Source organism: Nocardioides sp. (assembly GCF_050699375.1).
GTDB lineage: Bacteria > Actinomycetota > Actinomycetes > Propionibacteriales > Nocardioidaceae > Nocardioides.
The window spans coordinates 20,835-29,594 of record NZ_JBOHDN010000163.1; the positions used below are offsets into that span (position 1 = coordinate 20,835).

Here is an 8,760-nt window from a genome sequence, read left to right on the forward strand (position 1 = left end):
CATGTGGATCTTCAAGGCGCGTCTGATCTGGGGAATCGTGGCCGCGGCGGCCACGCTCGTCCTGGTGGTCACGGGTGCCTTGGTGATCCTCATCGGCGGTCTGGCGAGCACGGAGCAGAGCAACCAGGACCAGGCGGAGTCGGGCTGTGTCGGCGGCGTGAACGCGGTCCCGGCCGGTGACGTGGGTCCCGACGGTGAGGTCCCCGAGGGCAGCATCTCCGGGTTCACCACCGAGCAGATCCAGAACGCCCGGACGATCGTGGCGGTCGGCAAGCAGTCCGGCGTCCCGGCGTACGGGTGGGTGATCGCGCTCGCGACCGCGATGCAGGAGAGCACCCTGAAGAACCTCAGCTACGGCGACCGCGACTCGGTGGGGCTCTTCCAGCAGCGTCCGGTCTCGGGGTGGGGGTCGGTCGCCGACATCACGAACCCGGTCAAGTCCGCCCAGGCGTTCTACGGCACCGCCGCGCACACCGGCAACACCGGTCTCCTCGACATCCCGGGGTGGCGCAAGATGCAGGTCACCGCGGCGGCGCAGGCAGTGCAGCGATCGGCCTTCCCCCTGGCGTACGCCCAGCACGAGGAAGAGGCGCGAGCCCTCGTCGCCGCGCTCGCCGACGGGGTCACGGCCGCCGACCTGAAGGCCACCGCGACCGACGTCTCGTGCACGATCGGCATGGCCGGGATCAGCACCACCGTCGTACGTCCCATCCAGGCGGGCCTGGCGACCGACAACGACAACTACGGCAACTCGGGCTCCAACTGGGCCAACATGCACACCGGCAACGACTACTCCTCGCCGTGCGGGACGCCGGTGCAGGCCGCCCACGGCGGCACGATCGTGCTCGAGTCGGGTGGCGGCTGGGGCTGGGCGGGACGCTGGCTGGTGAAGGTGCAGACCGCGGCGGGCAACCTGACGACCTGGTACGGCCACATGCAGTCGCTCTCGGTCCAGGAGGGTCAGCAGGTCAAGGCCGGGCAGGTCATCGGGCAGGTCGGCAGCGAGGGCAACTCGACCGGCTGCCACCTCCACTTCGAGGTGCACCCGCACGGCGGCGGCTACCTGCAGGACCAGGTCGACCCGGCCGCCTGGCTGCAGAAGAACATCGGCAAGTCCCTCGAGGCGACCAAGCAGGTCGCCGGGCTGCCGGGCGCGGGGCAGATCGGCGCCTCTCCGGCCGCGGTCTCCGGCCCGCAGGTGCGCCTGGCGCAGGCCAACATCAAGGTCTCCATGTCCCGTGGGAGATACCGCTCCGACCTGGCCAAGGTCATCAAGCACGGACCCGACTTCGTCTCCCTGAACGAGGCTCAGTCACGTACGCTCTCCGACATCTCGGTCAAGGGCTACGGCACCTACCGCGCCTCGGCGGAGGAGTACGGCTCCCGCAGCCAGGCCCTCAGCCCTGTCGTCATGTGGCGCACCGACCGCTGGGTGGCGGTCGACAAGGGCACCGTCCAGCTCACCAAGCCGGTCACGGGCGTCAAGAACGACAGCAGGTACGCCACCTGGGTGGTCCTCGCCAGCAGCGACGGCTCCGGGCGCATCTCGGTCATCTCGACCCACACGATGACCTCGCCCGCCAACAGCCCGCAGGCGCGGAAGGACGAGGCCCAGCGCGGCTTCGCGAAGCTGGCCGGACTGGCGCAGGGGCTGCAGAAGTACGGTCCGGTCCTCGTCGCCGGCGACCTCAACTCCCCCTATCCGCGTGGCGGGGGCAACGGGGATCCGTGGGGACCGAAGCCGTTGATGACCAAGGCTGGGATGACCTCCTCCTTCGAGACTCTCGGCGCGCCCCCGCAGGGCTGGGCCACCCATGACGGCGGCGGCACCATCGACTGGCTCCTCGGGTCGGGCTCGACCGCCTCGTCGACCCGCCACGCCACCTTCCCGCTGGAATCCGACCACCACGGCCTGGTCGCCGACTTCAACATCCGCGGCCAGTAGCGGCGCTCGGCGCAGGGGTAACACGTCGTTCGTAGTACTACTCGCCCTATTGGAACGACCGGATAGTCCTACGAACGACGTGTTACCCCCGACGGCCCACCGCGAGGGACTACACCTCCCAGGAGATAGCGTTGGGCCTATGAACGAGGCGGCAGAACGGGCAGCAAGCGCCGTTGCCGCGATGGGTGAGTGGCTCGTCGGCGGGCCGGAGCACTGGGTCGTCGAGACCTCGGGGTCCACCGGCCGGCCCAAACGAGTGATGCTGTCGCGTGCGGCCATGAAGGCGTCGGCCGCGGCGTCGGCGCGACGTGTCGGGGCGAGCGGGCAGTGGCTGCTCGCGTTGCCGGAGTCGTACGTCGCCGGGGCGAACGTGATCGCCCGCTCGCTGCTGGCCGGGCACGAGCCGGTGATCGCCGCGGCGTACGGGTCCTTCGCCGAGGCTGCCGAAGCGATGAAGCCAGGGCCTCGGTTCGTCTCGATGGTGCCGACCCAGCTGCACCGGATCATCGAGGCGGGCGGTGACGACCTCGCCGCGTTGGCTGGGTTCCACACGCTCCTCCTCGGCGGTGGTCCGATCGACCCGTCGCTGCGGGCCCGCGCCCGAGACGCCGGGATCAACGTCGTGGCCACCTATGGGTCCGCCGAGACCTGCGGCGGGTGCGTCTACGACGCGATGCCGCTGGACGGCGTCGCGATCGCGATCGGCACAGACGGTCGGGTTCGGATCAGCGGGCCAACGCTCTTCGACGGCTATCAGGACGATCCGGACCAGACCGCGACGGACCTGGTGGACGGCTGGTTCCTCACCTCAGATGCCGGCACCCTGGACGAGGACGGCCGGCTCAGGATCCTCGGCCGGGTCGACGACATGGTGATCACCGGAGGCGTCAAGGTGCCGGCAGCCCTCGTCGCCGGGAGGCTCCGCGAGCACCCCGCCGTCGAAGCCGCGGAGGCCCTTGGCGTACCCGACGAGGAGTGGGGCCAGCGCCTTGTCGCCTTCGTCGTCGGCGACATCGACGAGGCCGGCGCCCGCGACTGGGTCGCTGCCGAGCATCCGCGTTCGTGGGCACCGCGCCGGGTCGTCCCGGTCGCCGAGATCCCGCTCCTGGGCAACGGCAAACCCGACCGGCAGGCGCTCCTGACGCTGGCTCTGAACGATCCGGCCCTGAACGAAACGACAGAGCTGCGATGACGTACGTCCTGCACGCCTTCTCCCTCCCGATGACGACCCGCTTCCGTGGGATCACCGAGCGCGAGGGCGTGGTCTTCGAGGGGGACGGCGGATGGGGCGAGTGGTCGCCGTTCCTCGACTACGACGTCCCCGAGATCGAGCCGTGGCTGCGCTGCGCCGAGGAGGCGGCCGCCGGGGACTGGCCGACACCCGTCCGCAAGACCGTGCCCGTCAATGCCACCGTGCCGGCGGTCGGGCCGGAACGGGCGTACGAGATCGTGGCCCGCTCCGGGTGCGCGACCGCCAAGGTGAAGGTCGCCGATCCTGGCCAGAGCCTGGCGGACGACATCGCGCGGGTCGAGGCCGTCCGGGCCGCCCTCGGCCCCGCCGGCAGGGTCCGGATCGACGTCAACGGCCTCTGGGCGGTCGACGAGGCGGTCACCTCGATCGCGGTGCTCGACCGGGCTGCCGGCGGGCTGGAGTACGTCGAGCAGCCCTGCGGCACCGTCGAGGAGCTCGCCGACGTACGCCGGAAGGTGGACGTCCCGATCGCCGCGGACGAGTCGATCCGGCGGGCGGCCGACCCCTATCGCGTACGCGACCTCGAGGCTGCCGACGTCGCCGTGCTGAAGGTGCAGCCGCTGGGCGGCGTACGTGCCTGCCTGCGGATCGCCGAGGACATCGGGTTGCCATGCGTGGTCTCCTCGGCGCTGGAGACCTCGGTCGGGATGGCCGCCGGGATCGCTCTCGCTGCTGCCCTCCCCGAGCTTCCCTACGCCTGTGGGCTGGGCACGATCTCGATGTTCACCGAGGACGTCGTCACCGACTCGCTCCTTCCGTCCGGTGGGATGCTGCCGGTGCTCCCGGCCTCGCCCGCTCCCGAGCGGCTGGAGGCGCCCTCGGCCTTGTGCGCGGCACCGGATCGTGAGGCATTCTGGCGTGATCGCCTGGCGGACGTCCTGGCCTACCGCGAGACGCGTCGATGAGGCGCGCATTTTCCCGCCATGGTGGGATTCTGCGCGCCGGCCACGCGAGGACAGGCGGCATTTTCCCGCCATGGCGGGAAAATGCTCCGGGGGAGACCCAGGCTTCAACCGCCACCCGGCGTCGCTCGCCGCCCACCCGAGTGATTGGGTACGTGAGCGGTCAGGTGGACGAAGGGAGGGGCCGTGGCTACGGCTACTGAGCTTGCCCGGGCGGTCGTCACCGCTCTCCTCGAGGCGCGCGTCACCGACGTCGTCGTCGCGCCTGGGTCGCGCAACGCACCGTTGTCGTTCGCCGTCTTCGACGCGGCGCGGGCGGGGCTCCTGCGCCTGCACACCCGGATCGACGAGCGCTCCGCCGGCTTCTTCGCACTCGGCCTGACCAAGGTCGGCACCCGGGCGGCGGTGATGTGCACCTCCGGCACCGCGGTCGCCAACCTGCACCCCTCGGTGCTCGAGGCCGCCCACGCGGGGGTGCCGTTGACCGTCGTCACCGCCGACCGGCCGGCTCGGCTGCGGGAGACCGGCGCCAACCAGGTCACCGACCAGGTCGGCATCTTCGGCCGACTCGTCGACACGCTCGACCTGGACGCGGCGCCCGACGAGAACGACGTCGCCGCGCTGAACGCCGCGCGCGGCCCGGTGCACTGGAACGTCCAGCTCGACGACCCGCTCACCCCGCCCGACCGGTGGAAGCCGGAGCCGATCGAGGCCCGGCCCGTCCCGGTACGTCCCGAGCTGATGATCTTCGAGTCGATCTCGACCGGCACCGAAACCCCGCGCACGGTCGTCATCGCCGGTGACGACGCCGGGCCGCCCTCCCGGATCCTCGCCCAGGACGGCGGCTGGCCGCTGCTCGCCGAGCCCTCCTCGGGCGCCCGCACCGGCGAGAACGCGCTGCGCTCCTACCGGCTGCTGCTGGAGTCTCCGCTCGCCGAACGGATCGAGCGAGTCGTCGTCTATGGCCACCCGACCCTCTCCCGGCCGGTCACCAACCTGCTCGCGCGCGACGACATCGAGATCATCGCGGCCCCGATCGAGGGCGTCTGGCCGGCTCGCCCGTTCCGGGTCGACCGCACGGTTCTCACCAGGCTCAACGTCGACGGCACGCCCGACACCGCGTGGCTGGCGGAGTGGCGCGAGGCCGACCGCACCCTCGGTCGCCGGGTGGATCGACTCCTTCACGAGCAGCCGGAGATGACGGCGTACGACGTCTCTGCCTGTGTCGCCCGCGCGCTGCCCGACGGTGGGCTGCTCATGCTGGGCCCCTCCAACCCCGTACGCGACCTGGATCTGATGATGCGGCCCAACCGCGTCGGCGGTCGGCGGAAGGTGCTGGCCAACCGTGGCTTGGCCGGCATCGACGGGATCGTCTCCACCGCGATCGGTGCCGCCGTCGGTCGCAGATCCTCGACGCGTGCGCTCGCACTGATGGGCGACGTCACCTTCCTGCACGACGCCGGCGGCCTCACGCTCGGCCCCGACGAGGTCCGCCCGGACCTCACCATCGTCGTCGCCAACGACGACGGCGGCTCGATCTTCGCGTCGCTCGAGCAGGGAGCTGAGGACTTCGCCGACAGATTCGAGCGGCTCTTCGGCACCCCGCACGGGACCTCGCTCGAAGCCCTCTGCGCCGCCCACCGCATCCCGCACCTCAAGGTCACCTCCGCGCCCGAGCTCGAGGCCGCCCTCGCCTCCCCGAACGGTGGCATCGAGGTCGTCGAGGCAGTCGTCTCCCGCCAGGACCGTCGCGCCCTCGACGACGCCATCCGCGCCCTCGCCCGCTCCTGACGTACGCGGCCGTTCAGGAGTGCCAGTAGGGATCTCGGCCGATGAAGCCGAGGAGCTGCTCCTGAGGGGTGGCGTCGGGGGCTACCTCGACCCGCGGGCCGAACTGGCCCGAGGAGCGCATGGCGTCCTCCATGGCGGCAGCGCCGGCGAGCGTCGCCGCGGCGCGCTCGGCGCCCAGGTCGAAGTCCTGCCCAAGGGTCCGGGCGAGGTCCCAGGAGTGCATCCAGATGTCGGGCGTGTAGATCTCCGAGAGCGCGACGTCGAGCGGCTTGTCGCCCACGTGCGGGTTGGAGATCATCCGGCCGGCGGGGTCGTCGAAGAGAGCCTGTACGTCCGCGGTGTGGGCCTTCCAGGCGGCGGCCGGATCCGCGGGTACGTCGAGCGGCGCCAGTTCCACGCCGGCCGATCCCTTCAGGAACCCTCTGGACCATTCGACCAGGTGCGAGACCACGTCGAGCGCGGTCCACGCCGCCACCGGGCTGGGACGAGCCCAGTCCGTGGCGGCGGCGGAGTCGACGAGCTCGGCGAACCGGGCCGCGTCGTACGCGTGCTGTTCGCGTCTGCTCAGATCGGAGCTCACGAGAGCTCCGCGAGGAGCTCGTCGAGCTGCTCGTAGCCCTGGACGACGCCCTTGTCCATGCCGCTGGCCATGATCGCGGCCTGGGTCTCGAAGGACTCGACGACGCTGAGACCGGTCAGTCGGGTGCGGCCGCCGGGGAGCGGCTCGAAGGTGAGGTACTCCAACGAGGCGCCGTCGGGCGCGCCGCGCCAGGTGAAGGTCTGCACGATCCGCTCGTTCTCGCGCACCTCGTGGAAGCTGCCGAAGAACTGGGTGAACTCGTCCCCGTCGCGCTCGGCCGAGTAGGCCCAGGAGCCGCCGGTGCGGAAGTCCCACCCGGTGATGTTCATGCCGACATCGCGTGGGCCGAGCCACTTCGCGTACAGCTCCTTCTCGGCGTGGGCGCGGAAGACGAGCTCCGGGGGAGCGTCGAACTCGCGGACGATGGTGATCGTTGGGGCCTCCTTGGAGGCCTCGATGGTGGTCTCGTGCTTCGTGGTGGTCATGATGCGTCCTCTTCTCGGTTTGGTTTGCTGTCCTGCATCTCGTCGAGCAGTGCGTCCAAGCGCTGGTAGCGCTCCTCGGCCTGCTGTTGGTATCGCTCGATCCACTTGGTCATGAGGTCGAACACCTCCGCTTCGAGGCGAACAGGGGCGCGGCGCGACTCGCGGCTCACCAGTCCGGCGTCCTCGAGCACCTTGAGGTGCTTGGAGACCGCCTGGAGGCTGACGTCGTAAGGCACCGCCAGCTCGCCGACCGTCGCGTCGGCTGACGAGAGCCGGGCGACCAGGTCGCGTCGGGTCGGGTCTGCCAGTGCCGCAAAGACTCGGGAGAGTCTGTCCTCGCTCATCTCGCTCCGATCCTGGTGGTCGAGCTCGTCGAGACCATCTCTCAATCGATCTCAACCACTTGGTTGATAACGACTGTAGGTCGCCGCGTACCTGGTTGTCAACCAGATGGTTGAGTAATGTTATTACCGAAACCGTTCCCCCCGGGACATCGGTTGCGGCACGATGTTGGAGCCGGACAACTCCGTTCGGTCCAGATGTCGATCAAAACCGTCTCCTCGGGAAAGGCCCAGTCCCCATGAGTCCTTTGCGCCGTAGATCCATGAGAGCGACCGCGGTTGCCGCCGGTCTCCTCCTCGCTGCCTCCCTGTCCCCGATGACCTCCGCCAGTGCCGACCCGGCCGGCGGTCCCGAGAAGAACGACCGCCACGTGAACCAGAAGGCGAAGTCCCACGGCGTCACGTTGAAGGACGGCGCGTACGTCGGTTGGTCGACGCCCGGCTCGCACGCCAAGGGCGGCATCTCGAACGACAAGCCGATCACCGCGCAGGCGACCGTGTCCGGGATGGACGTCTCCGGCCACCAGGGCAACGTCGACTGGGCCTACTGGTGGGGGCAGGGCAAGCGGTTCGCCTACATCAAGGCGACCGAAGGCAGCTACTACAAGAACAGCACCTATTTCCCGCAGCAGTACAACGGCTCCTACAACCAGGGCTTCATCCGCGGCGCCTACCACTTCGCCAACCCGTCCGACTCCGGCGGCGCCACCCAGGCCGACTACTTCGTCAACAACGGCGGCGGCTGGTCGGCCGACGGGAAAACCCTTCCTGGCGTGCTGGACATCGAGTACAACCCGTACGACGGGGGCACCTGCTACGGCCTCTCCCAGGCCTCGATGCGATCCTGGATCGCGGCCTTCCTGGACCGCTACCGTTCGCGCACCGGCCGCGACGCGGTGATCTACACGACCACCGACTGGTGGACGACCTGCACCGGCAACACCTCGCAGTTCTCCTCCGCCCATCCGCTGTGGATCGCCCGCTACGCCTCTACTCCCGGCACCTTGCCCTCGGGCTGGGGCTTCTACACCTTCTGGCAATACACCTCCTCGCCGCTGGACCAGAACACCTTCAACGGCGCGTACGACCGTCTGCAGGCGCTCGCGCGGGGCTGATTCTCTGTTGATCCGACGGGGGTGTGCTCGGGCGCGCCCCTGTCGGTCTGTCGTTCTGGTGGTCGAGCTTGTCGAGACCTCCCCAGGTTCCGGTGGTCGAGCTTGTCGAGACCTCCCTGCCGGAAGGCTCCCTCCGGCGGGTTGGCGTGGGCCGCCGACCCTTTCTGGAGGGTGTTCTCGATGGGCCCCGGAGTCAAGGACGGGCCTACGGCCCGCCGGCTACGCCGGCCGCTGCGCGGTCCTGGACACCGGGACCCATCGAGAAAAGACGCTTCTATGTTTGTCAAGCTGTGTTGAGGGTGCGGTAGAGCTGTCGGGTGGTGTAGCGCTTGAGGATGCGGCGGATCTC

Annotated in this window: 8 protein-coding genes; 5 read left to right on the forward strand and 3 right to left on the reverse strand. The window is 69.9% G+C overall.

Annotation, left to right across the window (positions count from 1 at the left end; translation table 11 throughout):
- The first annotated feature begins 1 nt into the window (after position 1).
- From ACRDPS_RS12555 to menD, 4 genes are all read left to right on the forward strand, one after another.
- Positions 2-1,945 carry a peptidoglycan DD-metalloendopeptidase family protein gene (locus ACRDPS_RS12555; RefSeq protein WP_431501975.1) on the forward strand — a complete coding sequence of 648 codons (1,944 nt, stop codon included), beginning with the start codon at positions 2-4 and terminating at the stop codon, positions 1,943-1,945.
- A gap of 139 nt (positions 1,946-2,084) precedes the next feature.
- Positions 2,085-3,137: an AMP-binding protein gene (locus ACRDPS_RS12560; RefSeq protein WP_431501976.1), complete on the forward strand. Its 1,053-nt coding sequence runs from the start codon at positions 2,085-2,087 to the stop codon at positions 3,135-3,137.
- The gene (locus tag ACRDPS_RS12565; protein WP_431501977.1) at positions 3,134-4,102 is read left to right on the forward strand and encodes an o-succinylbenzoate synthase; all 969 of its coding nucleotides are present in this window, start codon (positions 3,134-3,136) and stop codon (positions 4,100-4,102) included. Before ACRDPS_RS12560 ends, ACRDPS_RS12565 begins: the two co-directional genes overlap by 4 nt.
- 183 nt (positions 4,103-4,285) lie before the next feature.
- Positions 4,286-5,890, forward strand: coding sequence for a 2-succinyl-5-enolpyruvyl-6-hydroxy-3-cyclohexene-1-carboxylic-acid synthase (menD, locus tag ACRDPS_RS12570; protein ID WP_431501978.1), 1,605 nt, complete (start codon positions 4,286-4,288; stop codon positions 5,888-5,890).
- 13 nt (positions 5,891-5,903) lie between these two features.
- Here the strand turns inward: menD and ACRDPS_RS12575 are convergent, their stop codons facing one another.
- Genes ACRDPS_RS12575 through ACRDPS_RS12585 form a run of 3 tightly spaced genes read right to left on the reverse strand, consistent with a single transcriptional unit; the run spans position 5,904 to position 7,299 of the window.
- On the reverse strand, positions 5,904-6,470 hold the full coding sequence (locus tag ACRDPS_RS12575; RefSeq protein ID WP_431501979.1) for a TIGR03086 family metal-binding protein: 567 nt from the start codon (positions 6,468-6,470) through the stop codon (positions 5,904-5,906).
- Complete coding sequence (locus ACRDPS_RS12580; RefSeq protein ID WP_431501980.1) at positions 6,467-6,955, reverse strand: SRPBCC family protein; 489 nt, start codon at positions 6,953-6,955, stop codon at positions 6,467-6,469. Before ACRDPS_RS12580 ends, ACRDPS_RS12575 begins: the two co-directional genes overlap by 4 nt.
- Positions 6,952-7,299, reverse strand: coding sequence for an ArsR/SmtB family transcription factor (locus ACRDPS_RS12585; protein WP_431501981.1), 348 nt, complete (start codon positions 7,297-7,299; stop codon positions 6,952-6,954). Before ACRDPS_RS12585 ends, ACRDPS_RS12580 begins: the two co-directional genes overlap by 4 nt.
- A gap of 260 nt (positions 7,300-7,559) precedes the next feature.
- Between ACRDPS_RS12585 and ACRDPS_RS12590 the strand changes: the two genes are divergently transcribed.
- Positions 7,560-8,411 carry a GH25 family lysozyme gene (locus ACRDPS_RS12590; RefSeq protein WP_431501982.1) on the forward strand — a complete coding sequence of 284 codons (852 nt, stop codon included), beginning with the start codon at positions 7,560-7,562 and terminating at the stop codon, positions 8,409-8,411.
- The last annotated feature ends 349 nt before the right edge of the window (positions 8,412-8,760 follow it).

Bases quoted from the DNA above. Each gene is read 5' to 3' on its own strand.
- ACRDPS_RS12590 (WP_431501982.1), top strand. From the start codon at position 7,560: ATGAGAGCGACCGCGGTTGCCGCCGGTCTCCTCCTCGCTGCCTCCCTG.
- ACRDPS_RS12555 (WP_431501975.1), top strand. From the start codon at position 2: ATGTGGATCTTCAAGGCGCGTCTGATCTGGGGAATCGTGGCCGCGGCG.
- ACRDPS_RS12565 (WP_431501977.1), top strand. From the start codon at position 3,134: ATGACGTACGTCCTGCACGCCTTCTCCCTCCCGATGACGACCCGCTTC.
- ACRDPS_RS12585 (WP_431501981.1), bottom strand. From the start codon at position 7,299: ATGAGCGAGGACAGACTCTCCCGAGTCTTTGCGGCACTGGCAGACCCG.
- ACRDPS_RS12580 (WP_431501980.1), bottom strand. From the start codon at position 6,955: ATGACCACCACGAAGCACGAGACCACCATCGAGGCCTCCAAGGAGGCC.
- ACRDPS_RS12560 (WP_431501976.1), top strand. From the start codon at position 2,085: ATGAACGAGGCGGCAGAACGGGCAGCAAGCGCCGTTGCCGCGATGGGT.